Origin of the sequence: Synechococcus sp. CB0205 (assembly GCF_000179255.1) — a bacterium.
Classification (GTDB): domain Bacteria; phylum Cyanobacteriota; class Cyanobacteriia; order PCC-6307; family Cyanobiaceae; genus Vulcanococcus.
Genome location: NZ_ADXM01000035.1, coordinates 14,878 through 41,250, shown reverse-complemented (window position 1 = coordinate 41,250; position 26,373 = coordinate 14,878). Strand labels below are relative to the sequence as shown.

Below are 26,373 nucleotides of genomic sequence, written 5' to 3'. Positions count from 1 at the left end.
CTGATCACCGTAGAGGTCGCTGCTCAGGTCCCAACTCCACCCCAGCCCCGGGAACCATCAACCATCGGCGCAGCCAAGCCGTCAGCCAATAGAAGGGCAGGGTGTCCAGTAAGGCAGCCAGGGCCTTGAACAGATAGCCACTGGCAATGAAGCTCAGCAGTTGAGGCGCCACCGGAAGATCAGCGCGCACCGGAAGGACGTGGGCGGCGTAGTGGCTGATCAGCACCACCGCCGTCGTATCCACCAACTGGCTGACCAGGGTCGAGCCGTTGTTGCGCAACCAAAGCGCCCGACCACCGGTGCGCCGCTTCCAGAAATGAAATAGGCGGACATCGGTGAACTGGGCCGCCATGTAGGCCGCCATTGACGCTCCGATCGCGCCAAAGGCCAAGCCCTGAACGGCAAAAAACGTCTCCTCCGGGGCTCCCGGCAGACCCGGCAACACACCGCCGAGCCAGAGCACCAGGACGATCCAACCGTTCAACAGCAAACCCACCCAGACCAACTGATTGGCCCGCTGCTCGCCCCAGATCTCACTGATCAGGTCCGTGCAGAGGAAGGTCACCGGATAGGGGAGGGCTCCCACCGCCACCACCACCGGCCATGAGCCGATCTGACCGAGCTGCAGGAAGCGGGTCAGGCCAAGGATGTTCAACATCCCCATCGTTCCAAGGAACAGACCCGAGAGGACGAGAAAGGCCAGCTCCCGGCGCTGTTGCAGCGCCTCATCCACGGGCATTGGGGGGCGTCAGCTGTGCCACACGGTGGCACCATTGCGGCGTGCTCGCCTCAATCCAGCGTTGACCTGCGGATTTCTCGTACTGGACAAGCCCGCAGGGATGAGCTCCCACAGCTGTGTCTCAAGGATTCGCAGGGCCTACGGACTCAAACGGGTGGGGCATGGAGGGACCCTGGATCCCGCGGTCACCGGCGTGCTGCCCATTGCCCTGGGGCCCGCCACCCGGCTGCTCCCCTATCTGGAGAGCGACAAGACCTATCGGGGGGTCATCCAACTGGGGGTCACAACCGACAGCGATGACCTGGAGGGCCAGGTCCTGGAGCAGCGCCCCCTGCCCAACCTCAGCCCAGAGGCCATCGGCGAGGCTCTCGCGCCATTTCGCGGGGCGATTCAACAGCGACCTCCGGCGGTCTCAGCGGTCCACGTCAATGGAGAACGCGCCTACAAATTGGCCCGCGCCGGCCAGTGCCCTGAGCTGCCCCCCCGCCCGGTGACGATTCACCGCTTGGAGCTGCTGGGCTGGGATCCAAGCCAAGGGCAGATCGACCTGGAGGTGCACTGCAGCTCTGGCACCTACATCCGCTCCCTGGCCCGAGACCTCGGCGAGGCCCTGGGCTGCGGTGGCAGCCTGGCGCGCCTGCGGCGAACCCAAGCCCTGGGCTTTGACCTGGCGCAAAGCGTCACCCTGGAGCAACTGGAGGGGGAACCTCCCGCACTGCTCAACCCCCTGGAGGTCCTGCGCCACCTCCCCCAACACCGGCTGGACGAGGAGGGGCTCGCGGGCTGGCGCTGCGGGCGCCTGCAGGACTGTGACCCCAGTTGGGCACTCGAGGACGCCGTTGTGGTCGTGAATCCAGATGGCAACCTGGCGGGCATGGCCCGGGTCGCCTCCCCTGGGCAACTCCAACCCAAGCTCGTGCTCGACGCCGCGGGCTAGTTCACTCGGAAATCACGCATGGCCGGCCACAGCCGATGGGCCCAAATCAAACGCACCAAGGCCGTGGTGGATGCCAAGCGCGGAGCGGTCTTCACGCGGCTGGGACGGGAAATCATGGTGGCGGCCCGGGCCGGCGCAGACCCCGCGGGCAATTTCCAACTGCGCACCGCCATTGAGAAGGCCAAGGCGGCGCGGGTGCCGAACGCCAACATCGAGCGGGCCATCGCCAAGGGCTCCGGGCAGGGGGGAAGCGGGGCCGATCAATTTGAAGAGGTGCGCTACGAGGGCTATGGGCCCGGGGGCGTGGCGGTGCTGATCGAATCGCTCACGGACAACCGCAACCGCTCGGCCGCGGAGATTCGGCTGGCCTTCAACAAAAACGGCGGCAACCTCGGGGAGACCGGCTGCGTCGGGTACCTCTTCGAGCACCGCAGCGTCGTGCGCCTCAGCCAAGCCGGCCTGCAGGACGAGGTCCTGCTGGAGCAGCTGCTCAACCTTGAGGAGCCCGTGCTGAGCTACGAGATCGATGGCGACGGCGCAGACATCCTCGGCGCCTTTGAACAACTGGAATCGCTGCAGGACAGTCTCCGCAGTGCCGGCCTGCCCGTGAGCAGCTGGGAACACCGTTGGATTGCCCAAACCCCCTGCCAGCTGGAGGATCCCGAGACCCTCGCCGGCTGTCTGAAGCTGCTCGATGCCCTCGAAGAGCTGGACGACGTACGGACGGTCACCTCCAACCTGGAGGCGGACGAAGCCCTGATGGACGCCGCCCTCAGCTGAGGGCAGAGGCCGCCTCCGGGTCCGCCACCACCTCCAACTGGGGATGGCGCTGCAACCAACTGGCGGGAACCTGCTCGCAGGGCGGCTCCTGCAGGGAGCGCCGCAGGATCTCGGCCTTGGCCGCGCCGGTCACCACCAACAGCAGGGAACGGGCCCCGAGGATCTCAGCCGTCCCCAGGGTGATGGCTTGATCGGGGACGGATCCCGGGTCTCCGCCGAAGTCCGCGGCGTTCTGCTCCCGGGTGGCCTGGCTCAAGGCCAAGGCCCGGCAGGGCTGCTCTGGGCCGCAGGGGGGCTCGTTGAAGCCCACATGACCATTGCTGCCGAGGCCCAGCAGTTGCAGCCCAATGCCCCCAGACCCCTGGAGCTCCTGGCGGTATCGCCGGGCCTCCTGCTGCGGATCAGCCGCCAGACCATTGGGAATCCGCAGGGCCCCAGGGGGGAGCTGCAGCGGTGCCCCCAGCTGGGCCTGCATAAACGCGGCAAAGGAGCGCGGGTCCTGCGCACCCAGGCCGACGTATTCATCGAGGTTGAAGCTGCACCAACCCGCCAGGAGCCGCTGACGCTCCTCGGCGGACAACTGCCGCCACTGCCGCACCAAGGCGCCGTAGACCGGCCGCATCGTCCGGCCCGTGGCCAGGCCCAGGGCGTCCCCGGAGCGCAGTGCTTCCAGCAGACGACGGGCCACCAACTCCGCCACTGCGCCGCCATCGGCAGCCCGCGTCAGGGTCATCAGCTGAGTGCTCACAAACGGGGGGCCATCGCCTGCCATGCCTCCGGCTTTAAGCCTGGCTGAGGTCTGGCCCGTTGCGCCAGGGCCCCATAGGACTCCAGCTGAACGCCGCGGTAGTAGTGGCGCAGGATCGCCTCAAAACTCTCGCCTCGCTGGGCCAAAGCGAGGGCCCCCCACTGGCTCATGCCGATGCCGTGGCCATAGCCGCGGCCGACGGCCACAAGCTGAACAGCCGCCCCCGGCAGTGGACGGGCCTGGGGCAGGGAGAAGGCCGGCAGCGGCGGCGGTGGTGCCGGCCAACCCAGGGGGGCATGACTGGCCGTCAAGCCGAACGGTTCAACGCTGGAGGTCTTGGTCGGGGCCAACTCAAAGCGAACCCAGGTGCTGCGCAGGCCCAGGCGGCTCCGGAGTTGGGCACCGCTCAGCAGCACCTGCTGGCCGCCGCGACCGACCGCACGCGCCTGCTTGACCCGGCCGGTGGGCGTTCTGGAGAGGACCTCAATCGCCAGGACCTGATCGAGCTCGGGGAACGCTCGGCGCAACAGGGGCCCATCGAGGGGCTTGCTCCACTGGTGCACCGGCGAGGCATGGTCGAAGTCGGGGACACTGACCAGATAGGGCAGATGGCGCGTCCAGAGGTCCCCGCTGCTCTCGGTTGCTCCACCGCTGCTGCTGTGGAAGACCGCATCAATCAGGGCGTCGCCAAAGGTCAGGACCAGACCGCGGGTCTGGTTGACCGCCCCCCAGGTGCTGGCGGTTTCCGCCTCCACCCCCTTGTAGACCTGGCTGGACACGGTGGCCTTGAGGTCGAAGGCCGCTGCCGGCTTGCGCGCCTTCAGGGCGTAGGTGCGGGCTGCCACCGCCTGGGCCTTCAGGGCCGCCTCGGGCCAGCTGGCCGGCATCTCGCTGCCGACAACGCTGGGGAGATAGGTCTCCACGGGCACGTGGTTGACCACCTGCAGCTGCCCCCCCTGACGCCGCAGCTGCAGGCGGCCGCGGTAGTGACGCGCTCCAAGCCAGAGGCCTGGATCACGATCAGGCCCCTGGGCTTCAGGCACCGCCTCGAACCACAGCTCCTTCTGCTGGCGCTGCGCCTCAAAACGCAGCTCAGCCCCGGACGGCTCCAGTCCCAGCTGCTGACCGCGCTCATCCAGGACCCGCAGGCCACCCGAGGGTGAAGCGGCCCTAAGGCGCAGGCTGGGGGCCTCCAGCACCAACACCCGCAACCAGGGCTCCGCCGCGCGCAATGGTGCCACGGCCATCGCCATGCAGATCCCCGCAACCAGGGCGGCGAGTTGGGGATGGGTGCGCCGCGGCATCGACCCCAATAGGAAAGGCAGGCCATTGTGACCAGCCCGGGCGAGCCCTGCCAGCCCCGCCGTGCCACGATCAATCCAGAGAGACCGGGGAGAACACCGGCCGTGCAGGTCACCTTCCTCGGCACCAGCTCGGGAGTCCCTACGCGAGCCCGCAATGTGTCAGCGGTGGCCCTGCGCCTGCCGCAGCGGGCAGAGATCTGGCTGTTTGATTGCGGCGAGGGCACCCAGCATCAGTTCCTGCGCAGTGAGCTGCGGGTCAGCCAGCTGCGTCGGGTGTTCATCACCCACATGCACGGCGACCACACCTTTGGCCTGCCGGGCCTGCTGGCCAGCCTCGGGCTGGCCGGGACCTGCAGCGGCATCGACCTCTACGGACCGGATCCCCTGCGGGACTATCTCGAGGGGGTGATGCGCACCTCCTCCATGCGCATTGGCTATCCCCTGCGCAGCCATCGGGTCACAGAGGCAGCCCGCACTGGAGCGCTGCTGCTGGATGACGACGACATCACCGTGCGCTGCACCGCGCTGATCCACCGGGTGCCGGCCTTCGCCTACCGGGTGGAGCAGAAGCCCCGCCCTGGGCGCTTTGACGTGGAACAGGCCAAAGCCCTGGGAATCCCACCTGGGCCGATCTACGCCGAGCTCAAGGCCGGCCGCAGCGTCACCCTGGAGGACGGCCGGATCATCAACGGGGAAGCCCTGTGCGGCCCCGACCGTCCGGGTTGCAGCGTCGTCTACTGCACCGACACCGTCTTCAGCGAAGCGGCCGTGGAGCTGGCCGCCGGCGCCGACCTGCTGATCCACGAGAGCACCTTCGCCCATGCCGAGGCCGAAATGGCCTTCGCCAAACAGCACTCCACCAGCACCATGGCCGCCCAAACCGCCCTGGCGGCAGGGGTCAAGCAGCTCGCCCTGACCCACCTCAGCCCGCGCTACGTGCCCGGCAATCCCGTCACCCCAGATGATCTCTTGGCGGAGGCCCAGGCGATCTTCCCCAACACGCTGCTGGCGAAGGATTTCCTGACCCTGGAGGTCGCCGCCCAGGAGCCCTAGGCCTGCAACAGTTCGTGAGTGCCTTGGCCGCGGTCAACCAGCGGGCCCGTCAGGCGTGATACAAGAACTCAGGCGCGTTTTAAACGCCACGTCGCCGGCTTTTTCGATGGCCTCTGTTTTCTCCTCTGCACTCCGGTCCCTGGCCCGGCTGATGCTTCTGCCCCTGGCTCTGCTGGTGGGTCTTGCCGGCCCTGCCCAGGCCGCCCAGTGGACTGCTGAGCAGCTCACCGTGCCCGCTGATGCCGCAGGCACAACCGTGACCTTCAGCGAGCAGGAAGTCAACGCAGGTCGCAAGACCTTCAACAACAGCTGCGGCGTCTGCCACGCCGGCGGCATCACCAAGACCAACCACAACGTCGGCCTCGACCCCGAGACCCTGGCCCTGGCCACCCCGGCCCGTGACAACGTTGAGGCCCTGGTCGACTACATGAAGGATCCGACCAGCTACGACGGCGAATACAGCATTGCCGACGTGCACCCCAGCATCCGCAGCAGCGACGTCTTCGTGCAGATGCGAAACATGAACGACGAAGACCTGCGCCTGATGGCCGGCTTCATCCTGACCGCTCCGAAAGTGCTTGGTCCCCAGTGGGGCGGCGGCAAGATCTACTTCTGATCTCGCATCAACCTCAACGACTGCAAAGCCCCGCCATCACGGCGGGGCTTTTTTTATGCCCCAGATCAGGCCGCCTCCGGCGGAGTGAGGTTGCTGGGATCGCAGGAGGTGGGCTGTTTGCTGTACCACCACTCCTGCAGGGGCGCACTGAGGCGCTGGGAGAAGAGCGTCAGCACGGTCTGGGTGGGCCTGGAACCCGGCTGCAACAGCTCCACCGCATAGGAGGGGCACCGGCGGGCTGCCAGGTCAGGGACGAAGCGCTTGCCCACACGACGCCAGCTGGGCTCCTTGCTGCGCCAGGAGAGCCGGCAGCAGGGCCAGGGCAGCTCCTCACGGTCAAACAGCCGGCAGCAGGGGCCTACCACCCGAAAGCTGTACTGCGCACCAGGACTGGTGTGCTCGCTACCTGGCGCATACACCTCTTGCACCTGAGGAAGGGTTGAACCCGAGGCTGAGGCAGTCACAACGGCAGGCGGGGACTAAAGACAAAAAAACCACCCCGGGGGGTGGTTCTGAAAGCACAAAGAGACGGGGCGTGAACGGGCACGCCCCGGGTCGAGCTCAGTACAGCTCTTCTTCGGCGTGGGTCTTGATGGTGCAGTCGCTGGTGGGGTAAGCCACGCAGGTCAGAACGAAACCAGCTTCGATCTGGTCGTCGTCGAGGAAGCTCTGGTCGGACTGGTCGACGGTGCCAGCGGTGATCTTGCCGGCGCAGGTGCTGCAAGCACCAGCACGGCAGGAGTAGGGGAGATCGATGCCCTGCTCTTCAGCGGCGTCGAGGATGTACTGGTCGTCGGGAACCTCGATGGTCTTGTTGAGGCCCTCTGCCTCGCTGATGAGGGTGACCTTGTAGGAAGCCATGAAAGGAATGGGGCTCACAGGCTCCTGGACAAAACACCCAGGCCCTGTAGGACGGACCCTTCCTACATCCGACAAGGGCAGTTCCTGGGGTTTCGAGGGGATCTCAAGGCGAAGCCCAATGGGAAGCATGGGCACACATCAGCGTGACTTATGCAACAAGCCACGGTTTCGGATTTTTGTCAGGAGCGCCTGATGGTCATCAGTCCCCACTGACTCTGCTGGGCGCTGAGCTCAGCGCTCCAGCCCTGCTGCGCCAGAACCTGCTGCAAGCGCGGGGCCTGACTGACCAGCAGTCCACTGAGCAGGCCCAGGCCCTCGGGGGCCAGAACGGTGTCAAAGGCTGGACAGAGGGCCTCGATCACCGGGGCCAGGATGTTGCAGAGCAGCAGGTCAGCAGGACGCCCCTCCAGGAGCTCCGCCAGGCGTTCAATTGAGCCCAGGTCCACCTGGAACTGCTCGGCGAACCCACTCACCACGGCGTTGTCTCGGGTGGCGCGCACCGCCAGGGAGTCCGTGTCGGCTGCAGCCACGCTGCCGGCGCCCTCGAGCAGGGAGGCAATGCCCAAGATCCCGCTGCCGCAGCCCAGGTCAGCCACACGAATGGGCCCCAAGCTTCCGCCCCGCTCATCCGCCAGCTGCTCGATCGCCTCGAGGCAGAGCCTTGTTGTGGGATGGCTGCCGGTGCCAAAGGCACTACCTGGGTCCATCCGGATCACCTGGCGGTGGGCGTGCTCGGGAGGCAGCTCCAGCCAGGCGGGAAGGATCAACAGGCGCTCACCGACGGGATCGGGTTCCCAGTGCTGCTTCCAGCTCAGGCTCCAGTCCTCGTCGTCCTGCTCAAACCAGTGGATGGTCGGCAGGGTCAAGCCAAAGGTCTCAGCCAAGGGCTGCAGGGCCTGCTCCAGCTGCTGCCGTTCACTCTCCGGCCAATCGGACGCGGGCAGCCAGGCCACCAACTTCCGGTCCTGGGGCTGGTCGGGGCTGTGCCGCAGAGCCACCCTGGGAATCCCCAGGGCGTTGAGCTTCCAGGTCAGCGATTCCTCGAGTTCCGGAAGCGCGAGCAGCTCAAGCCGCCACCAAGCCAAGGCCATCGGGGTCAGAGGGTGACGGGGTGCGCCTGCTGAATGCCCTCAATGGCATGGATCCCCGCCAGGAGATCGGCAGGCAGGGGGTCATCCAGGCTCAGGACCATCACGGCATCACCGCGCACGATCCGGCGGCCCACCTGCATCGAGGCGATGTTGACGTTGTGCTCGCCCAGGACCGAGCCGATGTGGCCAATGATTCCGGGCATGTCGCGGTGACGGGTGAAGAGCATGTGCTTGCTCGGGGTCACGCTCACCGGGAACTCATCGATCGTGGTCACCCGCAGCTCGCCATCGGCGAAGACCGCACCGGTGACGACATGGCTGCCGTTGGCGCCCTTGGCGGTGAGCTGCAGCGAACCACCGGCGAAGTCGCGGGCGGCGTCATCTTTGACCTCGACCACGTGGATGCCGCGCTCCTTGGCCTCCAGGCCGGCATTCACAAAGTTGATCGAATCCCCCAGGGCGGTGGAGAGCAGGCCCTTCTGGGAGGCAATCACCAGGGGCTGGGCGGGGTGGTTGGCGAATTCGCCCTGGAGACGCACCTCCAACTCACTGATCTGGCCGCCGGCCAGCTGGCTCACCAACTGACCCAGGATCTCGGCCAGCTGAAGGTGGGGCTTCAGGCGCTCCATCACCTCGGCGTTCAAGCCGGGGATATTCACGGCACTGCGGGCGGGAAGACCGAGCAGGACATCGCGGATCTGCTCCGCCACATCCACCGCCACGTTCTCCTGGGCCTCTTCGGTGGATGCCCCCAGGTGGGGGGTCAGGATCAGCCGCTCGCTCACCTTGCGCAGGGGGCTATCAGCGGCCAGGGGCTCCTTGGCGTAGACGTCCAGTGCTGCACCGGCGATGACGCCGTTCTCGACCGCCTCAGCCAGGGCCGCTTCATCGATGATTCCGCCCCGGGCGCAGTTCACGATGCGCGCGGTGGACTTCATCGTCCGCAGCAGTTCCGCGTTCACCAGGTTTTCGGTGTCCGGGGTGCGGGGGAGGTGGAGGCTGACGTAATCGGCTTCAGCGAACAGGGCCGGAAGCTCCTGCAGACGCACCTGCATCTGCTGGGCCCGCTCCGCCGAGACGAAGGGGTCGTAGGCCATCACGTCCATCCCCATCGCCTTCGCGACCCGGGCAACGTGGGAGCCGATCTTGCCCAGGCCAACCACGCCCAGCTTTTTCTTATAGAGCTCGTTTCCGACGTACTTCTTGCGGTCCCAGCCACCGGCCATGGTGCTGCCGTGGGCGTGGGGCACGTGCCGGGAGAGCGAGAGCATCAGCGCCAGGGCATGCTCGGCGGCCGCAATGGTGTTGCCCTCGGGCGAGTTCACGACGATCACGCCGCGCTTGGTGGCCGCCGGGACATCGACGTTGTCGACCCCCACACCGGCACGGCCAATGATCCGCAGCTTGGAGGCGGCCTCAATGATGTCCGCGGTCACCGTGGTGCCCGAACGAATCATCAAGGCGTCGTAGTCGCCAATGATCGACTTCAACTCTTCAGGCGGCAGGCCCGTTCGCACATCCACCTGGGCCACCTGAGAGAGGATGTCGATCCCTGTTTGATCGATGGGATCGGATACCAGAACCTTCGTCATGACCCGGCGGGGTGGAGCGGCCGGAGGTGAAGTGTAGAGAGGGACCTTGAAGCCGCCACAACCGCCGGCCGCAGCATGGAGAATCGGCTGGTCTGAAGCGTGACTCCGTGGGCAGCAGCGTGGTGGTGGTGCTCTCGTCGCGAAAGCGACTGCACCAACTCAAGGAACAGTTGGCCTCCCTCAGCCCTGCCCCGGTGCGTCTTGTCGCCGTGGGGACTGGAGAAACCGCGATGGCCGAGGTGGATGAGCTGAACCCTTCGATCGCCCGCAAACGACGCCAAAAGGGGATGGCCACCTGGCTGATGCCCTTTGGTTTCTTCGCCGGCGTGACCTTCACCTTCATGACGGACCTCGACACCTTTGCCTTTGCCGGCGAGGTGGGCTCCCATCTGATCGGCGGCCTGCTGGGCTTGGGCTCAGGCCTGATGGGGAGCTACGCCGCGGCGGCCAGCGTGAGCTCCGACAGCGACGACCGCATCCGTGCCCTGCGCAATCGCCTCGAGGAGGGCAACTGGCTGCTACTGCTGGAAACCGCCACCGGCGTCGAGGTGCCCTGGACCCGGCTCAAGGAGGCCAATCCCCAGAGCGTGGTGCGGCTCGGCGACAACTAGGAGCGCGCCGATGCTGCCCCGTGATCAACTGCTGCAGGGCTGTCGCAACCCCGAGGCCATGGGGGCGCTCATCAGCCTGGCGGAGCAGGCCCTACGCACCTGGGAACCCGTTTGGAGTTACTTCCTCGCCGCTGACCTCCTCGAGGAGGCGCAAGAGCGGCTCGGCAGCCTGACCGAGCTGACCCTCTCCAGCGACGGCGGCTGGCCCCAGGCGGAGCGCCGCAGGTTGCTGCTGCGGCGCGTGGAGATCAGCGACGCCGAGAGGCCAGAAGCCCCCCTGCAGGGGCTCGTGATCACGGGGAACTTCCTCTTTGATCCAGCCGAACCTTTGGATGTGCGCCAAGGCCTGATCCAGGCCGGAGCCCAAGCGGGGGACCTCGGCGACATCTGGATGCGGGGTGACCGCGGGGCCCAACTGATCCTGCGGCAGGAAGTCGCAGAGGCCTGGGGGGGACGAACCGCTCTGGTGCGCAGCGTTGAGATCAGCACTGAGGCCGTGGCCGTCAGCGCCCTGCAACTCCCCGCCAGCCGCACCCCGAAGCAACTCAGCAGCGTCGAAGCCTCACTGCGCCTGGATGCCGTGGCCTCTGCGGGGCTTGGGGTGTCCCGCAGCAAGATGGCCGACTGGATCCGGGCGGGGGCCGTTCGGGTGAATTGGTCCGTCATCACCAGCCCCAGCCGAGAGCTCAAGCAGGGCGACCGGGTCCGCCTCGATGGCCGAGGGGAGCTGGAGATCCTCGAGATTCAGCCCACCAAACGGGAACGCTGGCGCCTGGTGATGCAAAGACGCTGATCCACCGACTGCTAGGTTCCTCAAGCCGAAAGGCTTCTGAGGGCGATTAGCTCAGAGGTAGAGCACTACCTTGACACGGTAGGAGTCACTGGTTCGATTCCAGTATCGCCCACTTTTTAATTCGCTCCCGAGCATCAAGGCCATGCCAGTGACCGTGGTTCTCGGGCTGGGCCGGTCGGGTCTTGGGGCCGCACGGTTACTGGCACGGCGGGGAGCCAACGTTCTGGTGCTGGAAAGCGGCCAGGGGGCTGAGCATCAGCGCAAGGCCGAGAACCTCCGCGGCGAAGGGATCGCGGTGGAGCTGGGCAAGCCCCTGGCACCCGAGAGCTTTGAGCCGCTCCTGACGGACTGCGCGCGGGTGATCGTCAGCCCGGGCATCCGTTGGGATCACCCGACCTTGATCTGGCTGCGGCAGCAAGGAATCCCCACCAACGGTGAGATCAGCACCGCCTGGGAAGCCAGCGGTTCGACCCCTTGGATTGGCATCACCGGGACCAACGGCAAGACCACGGTCACCCATCTGGTCGCTCACCTGCTCAAGCAGGGGGGCATCGACGCGCCGATGTGCGGCAATGTCGGCCACTCCGCCGCGGAGTTGGCCCTCGAACGCTTCTCTGACGGACAGACCCGCCCCCAGGCCCTGGTGGTGGAACTGAGCAGTTATCAAATCGAATCCGCCCCGGAGCTGGCTCCGGCCATCGGCCTCTGGACCACGCTGACTCCGGATCATCTGGAGCGGCACGGAACGCTCGAGAACTACAGAGCGATCAAACGGGGACTGCTGGAGCGCTCTGCGATCCAAGTGCTGAATGGGGATGACCCTGACCTCTGCGCGCACGCCGCCACCTGGCCGAACGCCCGCTGGATCACCGCGTCATCCCGGGAGGCAGCCCTGGCCAAAGGAATCGACCCCTGGCTTTGGATCGAGGGCAATCAGGTCATGGAGCGCAGCGGCGCCCTACTCCCAGCCAACGCCCTGGCCATGCCGGGGGCCCATAACCGCCAGAACATGCTGATGGCCCTGGCCGTGGGATTGGAGCTGGGCCTCAGCGGCCCGGCGATGGAAGCGGCCCTACGGGCCTTCCCCGGCGTCCCCCACCGACTCGAGCTGATCCGCAGCCTCGATGGGGTCGACTGGATCAACGACAGCAAAGCCACCAACTACGACGCCGCCGAGGTGGCCCTGCGGGCCGTCGAAGGTCCCCTTGTGGCCCTGGCCGGCGGGGAGGCCAAGCAGGGCGATGCCAGCGCCTGGATCGCGGCGCTTCAACGCAGCGCCAAGGCCGTAGTGCTCTTCGGTGCCGCCCAATCCCACTTTCAAGAGCTGCTGCTCTCCGGCGGGTACACCGGCGTGATCCAGTGCTGCGACGCCCTCCCTGAAGCGGTGGCTGCGGCACGACAGCTCAGCCAACGGGAACACTGCCGAGCTGTCCTGCTCTCACCGGCCTGCGCCAGCTTCGATCAATACCGCGACTTTGAAGCGCGAGGCGAGCATTTTCGCTCCCTGACCGAGGGCCTCTAGGGGCCTGAACAACCGCCTTACACTCGCGGCCAACGGGACGAGCAGCCTTGGCCTACTGGCTGATGAAGAGTGAGCCGGATGTCTATGGCATCCAGCATCTCCAGCGCGAGGGCACAACGCTGTGGGATGGCATTCGCAACTATCAAGCGCGCAATTTCATGCGCTCAATGTCGATCGGCGATCGCGCTTTCTTCTATCACTCCAACGCCAAACCACCGGGCATTGTCGGGATGATGGAAGTGATCGAGACCGGGATCACTGACCCCTCTCAATTCGATTCAGAGAACAAATACTTCGACCCCAAGTCCAAACCGGAAGCACCCCGCTGGGACTGTGTTCGCCTGAAGTACGTCGGCACCTTTGGCGCCATGCTGAGCCTTGATGCCCTGCGGGAGCAATTCAGCGTCGAGGAGCTGCCGGTGGTGCGCAACGGCAATCGTCTTTCGATCCTGCCGGTCCCGGATGCCAGCGCTGAGCGGCTCCTTGCCCTCCTCGGACCCCTTTGAAGCAAACCCAGATCAAGCCGGGGCGAGCCTTGCTCGACAGCCTCAGCCAACTGAGGGCCCACCCGCGGATTGTTCTTGGATTTACGGCCAGCCTGTTTGGCCTGCATCTGTTGGGTTGGGTCTTGTTCGGCCTGGGGGAAGCCATCAGCAACGCTGGACTCTCCCTGCTGACCCGGCTGATCGGGATTGCGCTCTATGCCATCAGCCTGATCTGGTTGATCGATGGCCTCACCCGAGCGGGATTGGATCTCAGTCGCGGCCTGGCCCCCAAGGCCGACGCCCTCTACCGCTGGCACGGTGCCTGCAGCTGGCACCTCACCCGAGGGGTCCTGCGCCTCACCGCCGCCCTCAGCCTGATCGTGTTGACGAGCTTTCTGAGCTGGTCCCTGCTGCTGCTGATTGCTGAGCCTCTGGCGCCCCTGCCCCTGGTGGTTGGCGTCATCCTCGGGGGGGGACTCGCCCTCAGTCAGCTCTTCAATGCCTGCCTAGTGGTGGCGGAAGGCCTTGGAGCGACCCAAGCCTTCCGGGCAGGCTTTGTGCTGCTGGAGCAGCAAGGGCCGGGCCTGCTGGCTCTCTCGGCGGTGCTGCTGGCCATCACAGGCCTGCCCTTCATCCTGGGCCTCCTGAGTGAACTGCTCTGGGATGGCTCGGGCCTGCTGATCACCTGCGCGGTGGTGGTGCCATCCCTCTGCCTGATGGCCACGACCGTGACCAACAGCTATGTCCAATGGCGCCGGATCAGGCGAGGGGCTCGCTGAAGCGCGATTGCTGCGGGAAGAGGTTCGCCAGATAGCAACGGGTGATCTCACGGGTCTGCACGCCGTTCTGGACCAGAAAGCCGGCCAGGGCCGCCTGGAAGAGGCGGTATTGGTCCCAGTTGGGGTGGGCCTCAATGAAGCCCTGCATGGACTGAAGCAGGGGCTCGGGAACCTCAGCGCACATGCTCACCGTGCCAGTTGCTTCCATGCCGTTCCTGCGGTCGATGAGCACTAGTTCCCCACAACGCGAGGGAACCGTCAACACCGCCCTGATCGAGCCATTCCCAGGGGATCTCAGGGCTAGATCACAGCAGCCCGAGCGGGTTTGCGCCCTACAGCGGGGAGCGCGCCAGCACCCCTGTCAGGCCCCCAGGGCTTGTCAACAGGGCTTGCCGAATTGATGGCCGTTCTCCCCAGGCGACCGCGGCGGCTGCCCACTGGCGCCCTCAGGCTGTGGAAAACCAGTGCAAAACCCTGGGGAAGAGGCGCGCTCGGCTGGGAGAAAAACGGAGATCAGCAGTCCTGATCAGAGCGATGATCTCATCAGCAATCTCACCCCTGCCGCCATGGCCATCGCCCTGTTTGGAACCGGCCTGCTAGGGGGTGCGATCGCCCGGCGGCTCCTCGAGGGTGAGCAGGAACTCTGGGTCTGGAACCGCTCGCCGGAGCGCTGCCAAGACTTGATCCAGGCGGGAGCCCGCAGCGCCGCCACGGCCCAGGAGGTGGCCGAGCAGGCGGACTGGCTGATCACCGTGCTGAGCGATGGACCCAGCACCTCGGCACTGCTTCTCGGGGACCTGGATCAGCAGCTCGACGGCCGCACCGTGATCCAAATCGCCACGATCGGCCCCGAGGAAAGCCAGGCCCTGGCCGATGGCGTGGCAGCGCGCGGCGGGCGCTACCTGGAAGCTCCAGTCCTGGGCAGCAAACCGGAAGCACTCCTCGGCCGGCTGCAACTGATGGCGGGAGGCGAGCCTGCGGTCTTTGCCGCGGCCCAACCGATCCTGACCCAACTCAGCGAAGCCCCCAGGCGGCTTGGAGCCGTGGGCAGCGCCATGGCCTGCAAGCTGGCCCTCAACCAGCTCATCGCCAGCCTCACCCATGCCTTCAGCCTCTCGCTGCATCTGGTGCAGCGCAGCGGGGTGGAGGTGGAGGCCTTCATGGAGATCCTGCGCGGAAGTGCCCTCTACGCCCCCACCTTCGACAAAAAACTGGAGCGGGAACTCGCGGGCGACTACGGCAACCCCAACTTCCCCACGGCCCACCTGCGCAAGGACCTCGCCCTCTTCCTCCAGGCCACGCAAGCCGCAGGACTGAATGGCGACGGGCTCGAAGGACTCCTGCACCTGCTGCAAGGCTCCACTGCAGCAGGCCTCGATGGGCTGGATTACTGCGCCCTGCACGCCCTCACAGCTGGCCATGGAGCTGAGAGAGCGCCGCGGTAAAGCCAGCGGCTGCCTCCCGGCTCCAGCTGCCCTCGATCGCCCGCTGCCCCGGCCCAGGGGTGAGCATCACCCGCAACGCCCAGCCCTGGCGATCGCCATCGAGGGCCATCCACCAGCCCTCCCGTTCGAGCTCAAGCTCGATCGCTTCTTCGGCCATCAGTTGATCAATCAGCTGACGGTGCTGGTCGATGAGCGCGCCCAGGCCATCGCGGAGACTGCAGGCTTCGGCCTCACTGAGCTCCACCGCCCAGCCATCTCCTCCGATCAACACGGAAAAAGGGTGACGGCCGGCATCCCATGCCAACCGCCACCCTTCTCCTTCGCGTTCAATCACGGTCACCCGGGAGCGAACCGCATCCGTTGAGGCTCAACCAGGAAGCAGATCGGGCTGGTCCTGCTCGTCGCTCAGCTCGATGATGGCGCGCTGCACGGGCTTCACCATCGAATCCTCCAGCAGACCGTCGAAGTCATCGAAACGACGCTGCTTGGCGCGGAAGGCGATGCGGACGGTGGTCAGGTAGCGGTTGCTGGACTGCCGAACGAGATTCTCAGCGCGCTGCGCGAGCTCTTTGGGGCTGACGTTGACGCCGAGATACATGCACTATTCGCCGATCGACTCATCGTAGGTCAGCAGACTGCTGGATAAGGGAACGCTGACGGGGAAGACCATCGGCTCCTCCCCAGCCACCACCAGACGAATCTCGCGGGCCAGCTGAAGCGCCTCCAGCGGTGGCCTAAGTAGATCGATCACGCCACAGACCATGGCGCGGTGGGCGAGATCCCTGCACTCGATCCGCAAGGAGCCCCAACCGCGGGACAGCCGCGCGGCGAGGAGAGGATCCAGGCGACGCGCCTGCTCGGGGTCCTCCCGATAGAACGACCACAGGGCAACAGCAACCCGCTCCATGACCCAAGACAAGTCCCGCTTGTCTCACCATGAAGTCTGGTTTTGCGTCACCCTCTAGACGGCAGTTTCCCTTCAGCTTTGGCCAATGGCCGGCACCCTTGCCATTGACCTCGGCAGCACCACCACGGTGGTGGCCCATCAAGGCGCCGGCGATCAGAGCGCCTGCCTGCTGCCGCTGCCGCCCTTCAGCAGCAGCGATCCGGTCGTCATCCCCAGCCTGATCTGGTTGGCGGATCGGGAAACCCGCCAACCGCTGATTGGACGGCAGGTCGTCGAAGGGGGACTCCTGGAGCAGGACGGGCCCCAGCTGCAGCGGGACTTCAAACGCCTGATCGGTCAACCCAGCAGCGGGACCAGTGCCAGCTGGCTGAGCCCAGAACAAAGCGGGCGCCTGCTGCTGGAGCAGATCTGGTCCCATCTACCGGAGGCCCTCGCACCGGATCGCCTAGTGCTGACCGCACCGATCGATGGCTACCGGGGCTACCGCCAGTGGCTGCTGGAGGCCGTCGAGGCCATGGACGTCCCTGATGTGGCCCTGGTGGATGAGCCCACCGCTGCGGCCATCGGTGCAGGCCTCCCCCCGGGCAGCCGTGTGCTGGTGGTCGACGTGGGGGGGGGCACCACCGACCTGTCGCTGGTGGCGCTGCCGGGCGGCGAGGGCCGGGCAGCACCCATCGCCCAACTGCTGCGCTTTGGCGGCCGGACCCTCAACAACAGCCAGCAAACCCTGCGGACCGCCGAGGTCCTGGGGAAGGCCGGACTGGCCATCGGCGGCCGCGATCTCGACCGCTGGATTGCGGCCCATCTCTGCCCGGATTGGACCAGCCCGCCGCGGGGACTGCTCGAGGTCTGCGAAAGGCTCAAGTGCGAATTGAGCGAAGCGGAGGAGGCGCTGGCGCTCTGGACGCCCCAGGACGCCGGCGCCATCCCGCTGCGGCTGCAGCGGGCGGAGCTCCAGCAACTGCTCGAGGAGCGGGGGCTGCTGAGCCTGTTGGACGACTTGCTGGAGAGCGTCCTGGCGGCAGCGCGGGCCGCGGGCGTGCAAGCCGAGGACATTGATGCGGTTCTGCCCGTGGGGGGAAGCGCCCAGATCCCCTTGATTCGCGACTGGATCCAGCAACGGCTCCCTGGCATCCCCCTGCGGGGGAGCCGTCCCGTGGAAGCCGTGGCCCTGGGCGCCTTGAGCCTGACCCCCGGTGTTCGCATCAAAGATGTGCTCAGCCATGGGGTCTCCCTGCGTTGCTGGGATCAGCGCAGCGCTGAACATCGCTGGCATCCGCTGTTCATGGCGGGCCAGAGCTGGCCGATCGAGCAACCCCTGACCATCCGCCTGTCCTGCAGCCAGGCCGAGCAGAGCGCCCTGGAACTGGTGCTGGGCGAACCCCAAGCCGAGGAGCGCAGCGAAGTCGTCTTTGTCGATGGCCTGCCGGTCCTGCGCCGCAACAGCGCTGGATCCGCCCGGGTCCAGGCCTGGCCGCAGGCTCCTGTCCAGATTCCCCTGAGCCCCTGCGGCAGTCCCGGCGAGGACCGCATCGAGCTGCGGTTTTGGATCGATTCGGCCTGCCACCTGCAGGTTGAGCCTTTGGATCTACAGACCCAAATCCGCCAAAGCACGATCGATTTGGGGGCGGTCCGCTAGGCCGGCTCGAACTCTGCCCCTGGCCGCGTGATCACTGGAAGGTCGCTGCATAGAACGGAGCTGGACTCCAGACCCGCCACTTGGCCATCCGCCGACACCGGCTTCCGCGTTTTTGGCTGGTGCTCACCTTGGGCTTGGTGGCATCGGGGGTTGGCGCGGCCTACTGGTGGGAGAAACAACTTCCCACTCGGCTCGATCAAGCGGCCAAAGCCGGGCGACTGGATGACTGCCTGCTCTTTGGCGAACAGCTCTCAGCCCTGCGCTGGCTCGGGGGCCAAGCCCCCTTGGAACTCAGCCGCTGCCGCCGGCTGAAAGCCGAACAGCTCTGGCTGGCCCAAGAACCAGCCCAGGCTCTGCAACTGCAGCGTCTGCTCGTCAACTCCGGCAACAGCACCCCGGAGGACCAACAGCGCCTGCTGACTTGGCAACAGCAACTGGAGACCGAAGCCCTGTCCCTCTACCGCCGTGGACAACTGGATCGGGCCTTGGCGGTGCTCAAGAGCCTGAATGCCGACCAAAACCCCCAAGGCACTGCCCTGGGCGATCAACTCCGTGAGGACTGGAGCCGAAACCGGTTTCAAAAGGAGCGCGCCGCCCGGCTGATCCCCCAAGAGCGCTGGTGGGAAGCCCTCGATGCCCTCAATCGCATCGAACATCCCTGGTGGAAACAACACACCCAAGCCCTACGCCAACAGGTCGAGGGGGGAATCGAGGGGCTGCGCAAGCGCGACCACGGCGAGCACGACTCCCATGGAGGCCTGGGCTCCAACGTCCCCGAGGCCCAGCTCAGCCGACTCGTCAGCCAGAAGCTCAGCCAAGGGCTGGATGACTGGCAAGCCTTCAGCCAAGCCTGCGCCGAACTGGGGGGACAGGTCATCGAGGATGGGCCCGAGACAGCCTGCAGGCGTTAATCACGCGTGACAGGATGGCCACCACTTCAGGGCGATCCTTCATGCAGGCGGGAGATCAAGTCACGGTCAGCCAGAGCGTTGTGGTCTTCCACCACCCGCAGCACCGCGGCCAGGCCTTCGATCTCAAGGGCCAGCAGGGGGAGGTCTTCCAGGTCCTGAACGACTACAAGGGCCGCACCATCAGCCCGACCATGCCGGTGATCGTGGCCTTCGGAAAGTTCCGCGCCCACTTCCGCGCCGATGAACTCGAGGCGGTGGCCTGAGGGCCAGCCCTAGGGCTCACCTTTTAAGAGGAACACCCCCTCTTCGCCGTCGATCCCCTTGAGGCAGAGGGCGATCAGCTCCTGGCGGTTCGTCGGGACCACGCGACCACAGAAGTCCGGCTGAATCGGCAGCTCCCGGTGGCCGCGGTCCACCATCGCCAGCAGCGAAACCCGCTTGGGACGGCCCCAGGCCTGCAGCGCCTCAAGGGCCGCGCGCACGGTGCGCCCCGTGAAGATCACGTCATCCACCAGCACCACCTCCTTGCCATCGAGGCTCGACGGCAAGGAGGTCGGCGTCACCAGGCGTGTACCGACGCGGTCCAGGTCATCGCGGTGAAAGGTGGGATCGACACTGCCGCAATCCACCGGATGCCCCGAGAGCTGCTCCAGCAACTGAGCCAAAACCTCGGCCAAGGCAACCCCTCGGGTTGGGATACCCAGCAAGACCAGATCGCGGCTGTCATCGACGCTCTCCAGCACCTGGGAGGCCAAGCGGTTCAGGGTCCGTCCCAACTCAACCGCTGACAGGATTTCAACGCGATCAACGGCCATGGGTCTCAGAAGGGAGCGCGATGGGCGTGGGAACCCATGGTGTAGCCAAAAGCTGACGCAACCATGCTGAGGACTGGCTCAGCGCAAGGCAAGAGGTAGGTTGGACTCATCTGGTCGTGCAGGGAAAGGCGGGGTTTTATCGGGTGACAGCCATACCGTCCACCGAATCGAGCTCGCACAACGCGGGGACCGCAGCAGGTCCTTCGCAGTCCTCCCAGAACGGAGCGATTGCGCCTGTTGTGCTCTGCATCCTGGATGGATGGGGCTACCGCCACGACGACAGCCATAACGCCATCCGGGCGGCCCAAACCCCGGTGATGGATGCCCTTTGGCACGCCTATCCCCACACCCTGATCGAAGCCAGCGGCGCCGATGTGGGCCTCCCGGACGATCAGATGGGTAACTCGGAAGTCGGTCACCTGACCATCGGCGCCGGCCGCATCATTCGCCAAGAACTGGTGCGCATCAGCCAGGCCGTGCGCGACGGCAGCATCGCTGAGAACGCAGAACTCAACGCCCTGGCCGATCAACTCCGCGGCAGTGGCAAGACGCTGCATCTGATCGGCCTCTGCTCCGACGGTGGCGTCCATAGCCACATCGACCACCTAGGGGGCCTGCTGCAGTGGGCCAAGGCCCGCGGCCTCAAGGAGGTCTGCATCCACGCCATCACCGATGGCCGTGACACTCCGCCACAAAGCGCCGAGCCTTTCCTCAGCACGATCGAAGCCCAGATCGAGAAAGCAGGAATCGGCCGAATCAGCACCCTCTGCGGGCGCTACTGGGCGATGGATCGTGACAACCGCTGGGAGCGCACCGAAAAGGCCTACCGCCTGCTCACCGAAGAGGGAACGATCAGCGAACTCTCGCCCCAGGAGGTCCTGAAGGCGTCCTACGGCGAGGAGATCTACGACGAATTCCTCGAGCCCACCCGACTGGCTCCCGGCGCGATCGAATCCGGGGACGGTGTGGTGCTCTTCAACTTCCGCCCTGACCGCGTCCGCCAGCTGGTCAAAGCGCTTGTGGTGGAAGGCTTTGACGGCTTTGAGCGGACGTTAATCCCCCACCTGAACGTCGTTACCTTCACCCAATACGAAGCCGGCCTGCCGGTGAGCGTGGCCTTCCCCCCTGAGTCCCTCGATGGTCTGCTGGGCCAGGTGGTCTCCGAAGCCGGACTGCGGCAGTTCCGCACGGCAGAAACCGAGAAGTATCCCCACGTCACCTACTTCATGAACGGGGGCATCGAGCAGCCCTACCCCGGCGAGGACCGTCACCTGGTCCCCTCCCCTCGCGTCGCCACCTACGACCAGGCTCCAGCGATGTCCGCCGAGCAGCTGACCGACAACTGCATCTCCGCGGTCAACAAGGGGATCTATTCCCTGGTGGTGATCAACTACGCCAACCCCGACATGGTGGGCCACACCGGGGCGATGGAAGCCACCGTTGAAGCCATCGGCGCAGTCGACCGGAGCGTGGGCCGCCTGCTCGAGGCCACCAACCGTATGGGCGGCACCCTGATCGTGACCGCCGACCACGGCAACGCCGAGCTGATGGAAGGCCCCGATGGCCTGCCCTGGACCGCCCACACCACCAACCCCGTCCCCCTGATCCTGGTGGAGGGCGAAAAGCGCAAGATCCCCGGCCACGGCACCGCCGTCGAACTGCGCAGTGGTGGTGGCCTGGCGGATGTGGCCCCGACCCTGCTGGAGATCCTGGGCCTGGAGCAGCCGAGCCGCATGACTGGCGCCTCCCTGATCACGCCCCTGGGCAGCCCAAGCCAACCGAGCCGCATCCCTCAGACCCTCGGCGTCTAGTCACTGCCTAGGCTGCATCGATGATTCAAACCACCCTCACCTGGATCTGGCTCAGCAGTGGTGCACTGCTGGTGATCACCGTTCTCCTGCACAGCCCCAAGGGGGATGGCATGGGTGGCATCGCCTCCAGCGGCAGCTCGATGTTCAGCAGCGCCCGCAGCGCTGAAGCGACCCTGAACCGCATCACCTGGACCCTGCTCGCCATCTTCATGGGACTGGCCACGGCACTCAGCGCCGGCTGGTTCAAAGGTCTCTAACGCGATGACACGACGGGGATTGCTCGCCTCCTTGGCCCTGCTGGTGGGCGGTAAATCGGCGGATGCTGCCAGCAAGGCAGCTGATCCTCAGTGGCAACTCACGGATGCCCAGTGGAAGGCACGCCTGTCTCCAGCGGCGTACCAGGTCCTGCGTCAGGAGGGGACCGAGCGTCCTTTCTCAAGCCCCCTGAACAACGAAAAACGCGCCGGCATCTTCCACTGCGCCGGTTGTGATCTACCGCTGTTCAGCTCCAAGGCGAAGTACGACAGCGGCACCGGCTGGCCCAGCTTCTGGGAGCCCCTGGCCAATGCGATCGAGACCAAGGTGGACTTCAAATTGATCGTCCCCCGGACCGAATACCACTGCCGCCGCTGCGGCGGCCATCAGGGCCACGTCTTCGGTGACGGACCTCGCCCCACCGGCAAGCGCTACTGCAACAACGGGGTGGCACTGACCTTTACCCCCAACGCCTGAGGGCAGACAGCAAAAAGCCAGGGATGCTGTGCTCAGAACAGCTGAGGCGAACCGACACGCTCGGCGTAGGCCTCTTCGCCGTGTTCAGCCACATCAACGCCGAGGTTTTCAGCGTTTTCGCCGACACGGAACTGAACACCTAGGCCCCGCAGGACACCGGCAATTAAGAGGGTGCCAAGGGCAGCCAGACCGTAAGCCACCAGAACCGCCTGCAGCTGACCCAGCACCAGGGCTCCACGGCCCTCTTCCGCCAGAACCTGACCGGCGGGGTGGGAGGCGATCAACTCAGCGTTGGCAAAGACGCCGGTGAGCATGGCGCCCGCGGTGCCGCCGACGCCATGGACGGCATAGGTGTCGAGGGAATCGTCAAAGCGCAGCTTCACCTTGACCTGGACCGAGACGTAGCAGAGGACGGCGGTGATCGCACCGATGGCCATGCCCGAGCCGATGGTCACAAAACCAGCGGCGGGGGTCACGCCCACCAAGCCAGCCACAGCCCCGGTGGCCATGCCCACGGCGGTGGGCTTGCCGTCGCGCCAGGTCTCCACCACCGACCAGGCCACCAGACCCGCAGCGGCAGCGACGTGGGTGGTGGTGAAGGGAATCTCGGCGCCGCCAACAGCCAGCTGGCTGCCGCCGTTGAAGCCGAACCAACCGAACCAGAGCAACCCAGTACCCAGCAGGATCTGGGTCACGTCATGGGGAGGACGGATCGCCTTGGGCCACTGACGGCGCGCACCGATCAGACCGGCCAGCACCAATGCGGTCACACCTGAGCTGATGTGCACCACGGTGCCACCGGCGAAATCGAGGTCTTTGCCCAGGAAGCCGCCGCCCCAGACCATGTGGGCCAGCGGGGAATAGACCAGCAGCAGCCAGATCGGCGTGAACAGGCACCAGAAGCGGAAGCTGATGCGCTCCACCAGGGCACCGGAGATCAGGGCCGGCGTGATGATCGCGAACATGCCCTGGAACAGGGCAAAGGTCAGGCCGGGAACCGCCAGACCATCCCAAACCTCAGGCAGACGCTCGAGCAGGGCAAAGGTGAAGGGGTTCCCCACCACCGCCTGGGCCGCACCGCCATCGGCGAAGGCCAAGCTGAAACCAAAGCTGGCCCAGACCAAGGTGGCGATGCCCATCATCACGAAGCTCATCGCCATCGTGTTGAGCACGTTGCGCCCCTGAACAAAGCCGCCGTAAAAGAAGGCCAGACCAGGGGTCATCAAGAGCACCATCGCCGCTGAGATCAGCAGCAGGGTGTTGTCGGAGCTATCCAGCGAGGATTCTGCCGCCTGGGCTGGCAAGAACGCACCCAGCAGGAACTGCAGCGCAGGAACGGTGAGGAGAGCGATCAGCAATCGGCGCTGTCGCGAAAGAAACGGCACGCGAATTCATTTGGTGATGACGGCTACCGTTTCAGACAGCGCAGGAGATGGACTGTTCGCAGCGAACACTTTCATGGGTCCTGGACGATCCGTGTCCGCTCAGACCTCGGCTTCCCCACCCTGGGCAGCACGCAGGCGATCCATCCCCGCCGAGGCCATGCGCTGGGACCGGTTGATCGCCTTAACAATGAAGAACAGCACCCAGCCCACAATCAGGGAATTGAGCAGCACATTCAGCCTGTCCAATCAGGAGCTGCCCACCGGCATAGGGAATCTCCCACTTTTCCCAGCCGCCATTGCGAATCAGGGGATTCACCAATGGCATCAACAGGTCTTTCGTGAGCGCATCGACGATCTGCTGAAACTGGGTGCCCACCACCACCGCAATGGCCAGGTTCAGGGCATTGCCCTTCTGAAAGAAGAACTCCGTGAATTCCTTCAACCAGCGACGAAAAGCGAGCATGAAAGACCTGGGAAAGCAGGCCTTCATTCGAACACGGGTGACTCAAAGCCCCTAAGTCTTCAGCCCTTGGAGTCGGGCTCTTGAAGACCGGAGCGCAGAAAAGCAACGCTCTTCTGAACACGCTCGATCTCATAGTCCGTCTTCACCTTCTGCTTCTCGAGAAGCTCCACTCGCTTCAAGAGGTCCTCCAGCAGCTTGTTCTGAAGTGACTCCACCTGGACCAGCCGCTTCTTCCGATCGGGGTCCGCCGGTCCAGGGGAGACCGCTCCATCTAGAACAGCACCCTCCGTCTCTAGATACACCTCCGCAAGGCGCTCAAGAACCTTGGTGTACTGCCTGCCCTGCCGCCGGCAGAGCTCCCGAAAGCGATCGAGAACCTCAGGCCTGAAGTTCGCAGCAAAAGCACCAGGACGCGGCACAGCCAAGACTCACATAGCCGAAACAATACGTCCGCCTCTTCACGACCATTCCCCTGCTCAATGGCGAGCATTTGCACCCGCACCAGCTCGCCCTCGCGGCAAGACAAAAGCGGCCCTGTGGCATAGCTCTGCATTGCAGCGCCTAGACAAATAGTCCTGGCAGGACTGGGATCGCCCTGATCCACGCCGAGCGATAGGCACAAAAAAGGGGCACGGATGTGCCCCAGATGCATTGCAATGACTGAAGGTTCATCGGGGAGGGGTCACCCTCTCCCCGACCGGCCTCAGTAGTCGAAGTCGCCGCCGCCCATGCCGCCGCCGGCAGGAGCTGCTTCCTTCTTCTCGGGCATGTCAGCCACGATGCACTCGGTGGTCAGGACCATGCCTGCAATCGAGGCAGCGTTCTGCAGACCGGAGCGGGTCACCTTGGCGGGGTCCACGATGCCGGCAGCCAGCATGTCGACGTACTCACCAACGGCGGCGTTATAGCCCTCGTTGAAGGGCTTGTTCTTGACGTGCTCGGCCACGACGGAGCCGTTCACACCGGCGTTCTCAGCGATGCGCTTGAGGGGAGCGGTCAGGGCGGAAGCCACGATGGTGGCGCCGATCAGCTCTTCGCCGGACAGGTTGGCCTTGGCCCAATCCTCGAGGGCGGGAGCCAGGTGAGCCAGGGTGGTGCCACCGCCAGGAACGATGCCCTCTTCAACGGCCGCCTTGGTGGCGTTGATGGCGTCTTCCAGGCGCAGCTTCTTGTCCTTCATTTCGGTCTCGGTGGCGGCACCCACCTTGACCACGGCCACACCGCCGCTCAGCTTGGCCAGACGCTCCTGCAGCTTTTCCTTGTCGTAGGTGGAGTCGGTCTCATCCATCTGCTTGCGGATCTGCTCGCAGCGGGCCTTCACAGCCACCTCGTTGCCTTCGGCCACGATGGTGGTGGTGTCCTTGTTGATGGTGATGCGGCGGGCGGTACCCAGCATCTCCAGCTTGGCGTTCTCCAGCTTGAGGCCGGCGTCCTCGGTGATCAGCTGACCGTTGGTCAGAACAGCAATGTCCTCGAGCATGGCCTTACGGCGATCGCCGAAGCCAGGGGCCTTCACAGCCGCCACGTTCAGGACGCCACGCAGACGGTTGACCACCAGGGTGGCCAGGGCTTCCTTCTCGATGTCCTCAGCGATGATCAGCAGAGGCTTGCCGGTGCGAGCGATCTGCTCGAGCACGGGCACCAGGTCCTGGACCAGACCGATCTTCTTGTCGGTCAGCAGGATGTAGGGCTCCTCCAGAACCGCTTCCATCCGCTCGGTGTCGGTGGCGAAGTAAGGGGAGATGTAGCCCTTGTCGAAGCGCATGCCTTCGGTGACCTCCAGCTCGGTGGTCATCGACTTGCCTTCCTCGAGGGAGATCACACCCTCTTTGCCGACCTTGTCCATGGCGTCGGCAATCATGCGGCCGACTTCCTCGTCGTTGCCGGCGGAGATGGTGCCGACCTGGGCGATGGCGTTGGAGTCGCTGATGGGCTTGGCGTTCTCCTTGATCTTCTCGACCAGGAATTCAGCTGCCTTATCGATGCCCTTCTTCAGGGTGATGGCGTTGGCGCCAGCAGCAACGTTGCGCAGACCGGACTTGACCATGGCGTGGGCCAGGACGGTCGCGGTGGTGGTGCCGTCACCGGCGGCGTCATTGGTCTTGGAGGCGGCCTGACGGATCAGGGCGACACCGGTGTTCTCGATGTGATCCTCGAGCTCGATCTCCTTGGCGATGGTAACGCCGTCGTTGATGATCTGAGGAGCGCCGAACTTCTTCTCGAGAACGACGTTGCGGCCCTTAGGACCAAGGGTCACGGCAACGGACTCAGCCAGGATGTCGATGCCTTTTTCGAGGGCGCGGCGGGCCTGCTCGTTGTAAATAATGCGCTTAGCCATGGGAGGCGAATCTCGC

The 26,373-nt window shown here is 65.4% G+C and carries 32 protein-coding genes and 1 tRNA gene; 17 read left to right on the top strand and 16 right to left on the bottom strand.

Features of this window, described 5'->3' with window-relative positions:
* Window positions 1-4 precede the first annotated feature (4 nt).
* Complete coding sequence (locus CB0205_RS0105905; RefSeq protein WP_010315412.1) at window positions 5-739, bottom strand: queuosine precursor transporter; 735 nt, start codon at window positions 737-739, stop codon at window positions 5-7.
* A 61-nt stretch (window positions 740-800) separates the two neighbouring features.
* Between CB0205_RS0105905 and truB the strand changes: the two genes are divergently transcribed.
* Both truB and CB0205_RS0105895 read left to right on the top strand, forming a co-directional pair.
* Entirely contained in the window at window positions 801-1,676 is an 876-nt protein-coding gene (gene truB, locus CB0205_RS0105900) for a tRNA pseudouridine(55) synthase TruB (RefSeq protein ID WP_029626153.1), read from the top strand.
* 18 nt (window positions 1,677-1,694) lie between these two features.
* On the top strand, window positions 1,695-2,456 hold the full coding sequence (locus tag CB0205_RS0105895; RefSeq protein ID WP_010315408.1) for a YebC/PmpR family DNA-binding transcriptional regulator: 762 nt from the start codon (window positions 1,695-1,697) through the stop codon (window positions 2,454-2,456).
* On the opposite strand, the gene CB0205_RS0105890 is transcribed toward CB0205_RS0105895, so the two are convergent.
* Window positions 2,449-3,189 carry a glucosamine-6-phosphate deaminase gene (locus CB0205_RS0105890; protein ID WP_043705545.1) on the bottom strand — a complete coding sequence of 247 codons (741 nt, stop codon included), beginning with the start codon at window positions 3,187-3,189 and terminating at the stop codon, window positions 2,449-2,451. The two genes, CB0205_RS0105895 and CB0205_RS0105890, sit on opposite strands and share 8 nt — an antisense overlap.
* A gap of 11 nt (window positions 3,190-3,200) precedes the next feature.
* Window positions 3,201-4,508: a SpoIID/LytB domain-containing protein gene (locus tag CB0205_RS0105885; protein ID WP_010315404.1), complete on the bottom strand. Its 1,308-nt coding sequence runs from the start codon at window positions 4,506-4,508 to the stop codon at window positions 3,201-3,203.
* 102 nt (window positions 4,509-4,610) lie between these two features.
* Here CB0205_RS0105885 and rnz point away from each other — a divergent pair, with 102 nt between their 5' ends.
* On the top strand, window positions 4,611-5,561 hold the full coding sequence (gene rnz / locus CB0205_RS0105880) for a ribonuclease Z (RefSeq protein WP_029626151.1): 951 nt from the start codon (window positions 4,611-4,613) through the stop codon (window positions 5,559-5,561).
* Window positions 5,562-5,667: 106 nt separating this feature from the next.
* The gene (gene psbV / locus CB0205_RS0105875) at window positions 5,668-6,177 is read left to right on the top strand and encodes a photosystem II cytochrome c-550 (protein ID WP_010315401.1); all 510 of its coding nucleotides are present in this window, start codon (window positions 5,668-5,670) and stop codon (window positions 6,175-6,177) included.
* 65 nt (window positions 6,178-6,242) lie between these two features.
* Here psbV and CB0205_RS0105870 read toward each other — a convergent pair whose 3' ends face one another.
* The 4 genes from CB0205_RS0105870 to serA form a co-directional block, all read right to left on the bottom strand.
* Window positions 6,243-6,641, bottom strand: a complete 399-nt coding sequence (locus CB0205_RS0105870; protein ID WP_043705530.1) for a hypothetical protein — start codon at window positions 6,639-6,641, stop codon at window positions 6,243-6,245.
* 97 nt (window positions 6,642-6,738) lie between these two features.
* Window positions 6,739-7,038 carry a ferredoxin gene (locus CB0205_RS0105865; protein WP_010310832.1) on the bottom strand — a complete coding sequence of 100 codons (300 nt, stop codon included), beginning with the start codon at window positions 7,036-7,038 and terminating at the stop codon, window positions 6,739-6,741.
* A gap of 179 nt (window positions 7,039-7,217) precedes the next feature.
* Complete coding sequence (gene prmA / locus CB0205_RS0105860; protein ID WP_010315397.1) at window positions 7,218-8,129, bottom strand: 50S ribosomal protein L11 methyltransferase; 912 nt, start codon at window positions 8,127-8,129, stop codon at window positions 7,218-7,220.
* Window positions 8,130-8,134: 5 nt separating this feature from the next.
* The gene (gene serA, locus CB0205_RS0105855; RefSeq protein ID WP_010315395.1) at window positions 8,135-9,721 is read right to left on the bottom strand and encodes a phosphoglycerate dehydrogenase; all 1,587 of its coding nucleotides are present in this window, start codon (window positions 9,719-9,721) and stop codon (window positions 8,135-8,137) included.
* 107 nt (window positions 9,722-9,828) lie between these two features.
* Here serA and CB0205_RS0105850 point away from each other — a divergent pair, with 107 nt between their 5' ends.
* From CB0205_RS0105850 to CB0205_RS0105825, 6 genes are all read left to right on the top strand, one after another.
* Window positions 9,829-10,332 (top strand): hypothetical protein, encoded by a 504-nt coding sequence (locus CB0205_RS0105850; protein ID WP_010315393.1) that lies wholly within the window; start codon window positions 9,829-9,831, stop codon window positions 10,330-10,332.
* A gap of 10 nt (window positions 10,333-10,342) precedes the next feature.
* Window positions 10,343-11,125, top strand: a complete 783-nt coding sequence (locus CB0205_RS0105845; protein WP_010315392.1) for a photosystem II S4 domain protein — start codon at window positions 10,343-10,345, stop codon at window positions 11,123-11,125.
* Between the two features lie 40 nt (window positions 11,126-11,165).
* Window positions 11,166-11,237: transfer RNA gene (locus CB0205_RS0105840), tRNA-Val, on the top strand.
* A gap of 30 nt (window positions 11,238-11,267) precedes the next feature.
* A complete protein-coding gene (murD, locus tag CB0205_RS0105835) occupies window positions 11,268-12,647 on the top strand; it encodes a UDP-N-acetylmuramoyl-L-alanine--D-glutamate ligase (RefSeq protein WP_010315390.1) in 1,380 nt (459 codons plus the stop codon).
* A gap of 47 nt (window positions 12,648-12,694) precedes the next feature.
* Entirely contained in the window at window positions 12,695-13,153 is a 459-nt protein-coding gene (locus CB0205_RS0105830) for an EVE domain-containing protein (protein ID WP_010315388.1), read from the top strand.
* Window positions 13,150-13,911, top strand: coding sequence for a hypothetical protein (locus tag CB0205_RS0105825; RefSeq protein WP_010315386.1), 762 nt, complete (start codon window positions 13,150-13,152; stop codon window positions 13,909-13,911). The genes CB0205_RS0105830 and CB0205_RS0105825 overlap by 4 nt, the downstream gene beginning before the upstream one ends.
* Here the strand turns inward: CB0205_RS0105825 and CB0205_RS0105820 are convergent.
* Window positions 13,892-14,119 carry a DUF2811 domain-containing protein gene (locus tag CB0205_RS0105820; RefSeq protein ID WP_010315385.1) on the bottom strand — a complete coding sequence of 76 codons (228 nt, stop codon included), beginning with the start codon at window positions 14,117-14,119 and terminating at the stop codon, window positions 13,892-13,894. The two genes, CB0205_RS0105825 and CB0205_RS0105820, sit on opposite strands and share 20 nt — an antisense overlap.
* Before the next feature lie 358 nt (window positions 14,120-14,477).
* On the opposite strand from CB0205_RS0105820, the gene CB0205_RS0105815 reads away from it, so the two are divergent.
* Window positions 14,478-15,356, top strand: coding sequence for an NAD(P)-dependent oxidoreductase (locus CB0205_RS0105815; protein WP_029626150.1), 879 nt, complete (start codon window positions 14,478-14,480; stop codon window positions 15,354-15,356).
* Here the strand turns inward: CB0205_RS0105815 and CB0205_RS0105810 are convergent.
* From CB0205_RS0105810 to CB0205_RS0105800, 3 genes are all read right to left on the bottom strand, one after another.
* Complete coding sequence (locus CB0205_RS0105810) at window positions 15,319-15,627, bottom strand: DUF1818 family protein (RefSeq protein ID WP_232197250.1); 309 nt, start codon at window positions 15,625-15,627, stop codon at window positions 15,319-15,321. The two genes, CB0205_RS0105815 and CB0205_RS0105810, sit on opposite strands and share 38 nt — an antisense overlap.
* A 96-nt stretch (window positions 15,628-15,723) precedes the next feature.
* Window positions 15,724-15,954 carry a DNA-directed RNA polymerase subunit omega gene (locus CB0205_RS0105805; protein ID WP_010315379.1) on the bottom strand — a complete coding sequence of 77 codons (231 nt, stop codon included), beginning with the start codon at window positions 15,952-15,954 and terminating at the stop codon, window positions 15,724-15,726.
* Between the two features lie 3 nt (window positions 15,955-15,957).
* Window positions 15,958-16,263, bottom strand: coding sequence for a hypothetical protein (locus tag CB0205_RS0105800; protein ID WP_010315376.1), 306 nt, complete (start codon window positions 16,261-16,263; stop codon window positions 15,958-15,960).
* Between the two features lie 85 nt (window positions 16,264-16,348).
* Between CB0205_RS0105800 and CB0205_RS0105795 the strand changes: the two genes are divergently transcribed.
* From CB0205_RS0105795 to CB0205_RS0105785, 3 genes are all read left to right on the top strand, one after another.
* Window positions 16,349-17,902: an Hsp70 family protein gene (locus CB0205_RS0105795; protein WP_010315374.1), complete on the top strand. Its 1,554-nt coding sequence runs from the start codon at window positions 16,349-16,351 to the stop codon at window positions 17,900-17,902.
* An 80-nt stretch (window positions 17,903-17,982) separates the two neighbouring features.
* Window positions 17,983-18,813: a hypothetical protein gene (locus CB0205_RS0105790; protein ID WP_010315373.1), complete on the top strand. Its 831-nt coding sequence runs from the start codon at window positions 17,983-17,985 to the stop codon at window positions 18,811-18,813.
* A gap of 41 nt (window positions 18,814-18,854) precedes the next feature.
* Window positions 18,855-19,076 (top strand): ferredoxin-thioredoxin reductase variable chain, encoded by a 222-nt coding sequence (locus CB0205_RS0105785; RefSeq protein WP_010315371.1) that lies wholly within the window; start codon window positions 18,855-18,857, stop codon window positions 19,074-19,076.
* 9 nt (window positions 19,077-19,085) lie between these two features.
* Here CB0205_RS0105785 and pyrR read toward each other — a convergent pair whose 3' ends face one another.
* Window positions 19,086-19,628 (bottom strand): bifunctional pyr operon transcriptional regulator/uracil phosphoribosyltransferase PyrR, encoded by a 543-nt coding sequence (pyrR, locus tag CB0205_RS0105780; RefSeq protein WP_010315369.1) that lies wholly within the window; start codon window positions 19,626-19,628, stop codon window positions 19,086-19,088.
* 239 nt (window positions 19,629-19,867) lie between these two features.
* On the opposite strand from pyrR, the gene gpmI reads away from it, so the two are divergent.
* The 3 genes from gpmI to msrB are packed head-to-tail and all read left to right on the top strand — an operon-like array spanning window position 19,868 to window position 22,171.
* Window positions 19,868-21,439 (top strand): 2,3-bisphosphoglycerate-independent phosphoglycerate mutase, encoded by a 1,572-nt coding sequence (gene gpmI / locus CB0205_RS0105775; RefSeq protein WP_010315368.1) that lies wholly within the window; start codon window positions 19,868-19,870, stop codon window positions 21,437-21,439.
* 20 nt (window positions 21,440-21,459) lie between these two features.
* Entirely contained in the window at window positions 21,460-21,696 is a 237-nt protein-coding gene (gene secG / locus CB0205_RS0105770) for a preprotein translocase subunit SecG (protein WP_010315367.1), read from the top strand.
* Window positions 21,697-21,700: 4 nt separating this feature from the next.
* Window positions 21,701-22,171 (top strand): peptide-methionine (R)-S-oxide reductase MsrB, encoded by a 471-nt coding sequence (msrB, locus tag CB0205_RS0105765; protein WP_010315366.1) that lies wholly within the window; start codon window positions 21,701-21,703, stop codon window positions 22,169-22,171.
* Window positions 22,172-22,203: 32 nt separating this feature from the next.
* Here msrB and CB0205_RS0105760 read toward each other — a convergent pair whose 3' ends face one another.
* From CB0205_RS0105760 to groL, 4 genes are all read right to left on the bottom strand, one after another.
* Window positions 22,204-23,529 carry an ammonium transporter gene (locus CB0205_RS0105760; protein WP_010315365.1) on the bottom strand — a complete coding sequence of 442 codons (1,326 nt, stop codon included), beginning with the start codon at window positions 23,527-23,529 and terminating at the stop codon, window positions 22,204-22,206.
* Window positions 23,530-23,737: 208 nt separating this feature from the next.
* Window positions 23,738-24,019, bottom strand: coding sequence for an MscL family protein (locus CB0205_RS14310; protein WP_232197249.1), 282 nt, complete (start codon window positions 24,017-24,019; stop codon window positions 23,738-23,740).
* 59 nt (window positions 24,020-24,078) lie between these two features.
* Window positions 24,079-24,438: a hypothetical protein gene (locus tag CB0205_RS0105750; RefSeq protein WP_156797829.1), complete on the bottom strand. Its 360-nt coding sequence runs from the start codon at window positions 24,436-24,438 to the stop codon at window positions 24,079-24,081.
* Window positions 24,439-24,722: 284 nt separating this feature from the next.
* Complete coding sequence (gene groL, locus CB0205_RS0105745; RefSeq protein WP_010315362.1) at window positions 24,723-26,357, bottom strand: chaperonin GroEL; 1,635 nt, start codon at window positions 26,355-26,357, stop codon at window positions 24,723-24,725.
* Window positions 26,358-26,373 lie beyond the last annotated feature (16 nt).

Bases quoted from the DNA above. Each gene is read 5' to 3' on its own strand.
- prmA (WP_010315397.1), bottom strand. From the start codon at position 8,129: ATGGCCTTGGCTTGGTGGCGGCTTGAGCTGCTCGCGCTTCCGGAACTC.
- psbV (WP_010315401.1), top strand. From the start codon at position 5,668: ATGGCCTCTGTTTTCTCCTCTGCACTCCGGTCCCTGGCCCGGCTGATG.
- CB0205_RS14310 (WP_232197249.1), bottom strand. From the start codon at position 24,019: ATGCTCGCTTTTCGTCGCTGGTTGAAGGAATTCACGGAGTTCTTCTTT.
- CB0205_RS0105895 (WP_010315408.1), top strand. From the start codon at position 1,695: ATGGCCGGCCACAGCCGATGGGCCCAAATCAAACGCACCAAGGCCGTG.
- pyrR (WP_010315369.1), bottom strand. From the start codon at position 19,628: ATGGCCGTTGATCGCGTTGAAATCCTGTCAGCGGTTGAGTTGGGACGG.
- CB0205_RS0105885 (WP_010315404.1), bottom strand. From the start codon at position 4,508: ATGCCGCGGCGCACCCATCCCCAACTCGCCGCCCTGGTTGCGGGGATC.
- CB0205_RS0105805 (WP_010315379.1), bottom strand. From the start codon at position 15,954: ATGTATCTCGGCGTCAACGTCAGCCCCAAAGAGCTCGCGCAGCGCGCT.
- serA (WP_010315395.1), bottom strand. From the start codon at position 9,721: ATGACGAAGGTTCTGGTATCCGATCCCATCGATCAAACAGGGATCGAC.
- CB0205_RS0105800 (WP_010315376.1), bottom strand. From the start codon at position 16,263: ATGGAGCGGGTTGCTGTTGCCCTGTGGTCGTTCTATCGGGAGGACCCC.
- CB0205_RS0105815 (WP_029626150.1), top strand. From the start codon at position 14,478: ATGGCCATCGCCCTGTTTGGAACCGGCCTGCTAGGGGGTGCGATCGCC.
- CB0205_RS0105785 (WP_010315371.1), top strand. From the start codon at position 18,855: ATGCAGGCGGGAGATCAAGTCACGGTCAGCCAGAGCGTTGTGGTCTTC.
- msrB (WP_010315366.1), top strand. From the start codon at position 21,701: ATGACACGACGGGGATTGCTCGCCTCCTTGGCCCTGCTGGTGGGCGGT.
- CB0205_RS0105845 (WP_010315392.1), top strand. From the start codon at position 10,343: ATGCTGCCCCGTGATCAACTGCTGCAGGGCTGTCGCAACCCCGAGGCC.
- CB0205_RS0105890 (WP_043705545.1), bottom strand. From the start codon at position 3,189: ATGACCCTGACGCGGGCTGCCGATGGCGGCGCAGTGGCGGAGTTGGTG.
- groL (WP_010315362.1), bottom strand. From the start codon at position 26,357: ATGGCTAAGCGCATTATTTACAACGAGCAGGCCCGCCGCGCCCTCGAA.
- murD (WP_010315390.1), top strand. From the start codon at position 11,268: ATGCCAGTGACCGTGGTTCTCGGGCTGGGCCGGTCGGGTCTTGGGGCC.
- CB0205_RS0105905 (WP_010315412.1), bottom strand. From the start codon at position 739: ATGCCCGTGGATGAGGCGCTGCAACAGCGCCGGGAGCTGGCCTTTCTC.
- CB0205_RS0105820 (WP_010315385.1), bottom strand. From the start codon at position 14,119: ATGGAAGCAACTGGCACGGTGAGCATGTGCGCTGAGGTTCCCGAGCCC.
- CB0205_RS0105795 (WP_010315374.1), top strand. From the start codon at position 16,349: ATGGCCGGCACCCTTGCCATTGACCTCGGCAGCACCACCACGGTGGTG.
- secG (WP_010315367.1), top strand. From the start codon at position 21,460: ATGATTCAAACCACCCTCACCTGGATCTGGCTCAGCAGTGGTGCACTG.
- CB0205_RS0105865 (WP_010310832.1), bottom strand. From the start codon at position 7,038: ATGGCTTCCTACAAGGTCACCCTCATCAGCGAGGCAGAGGGCCTCAAC.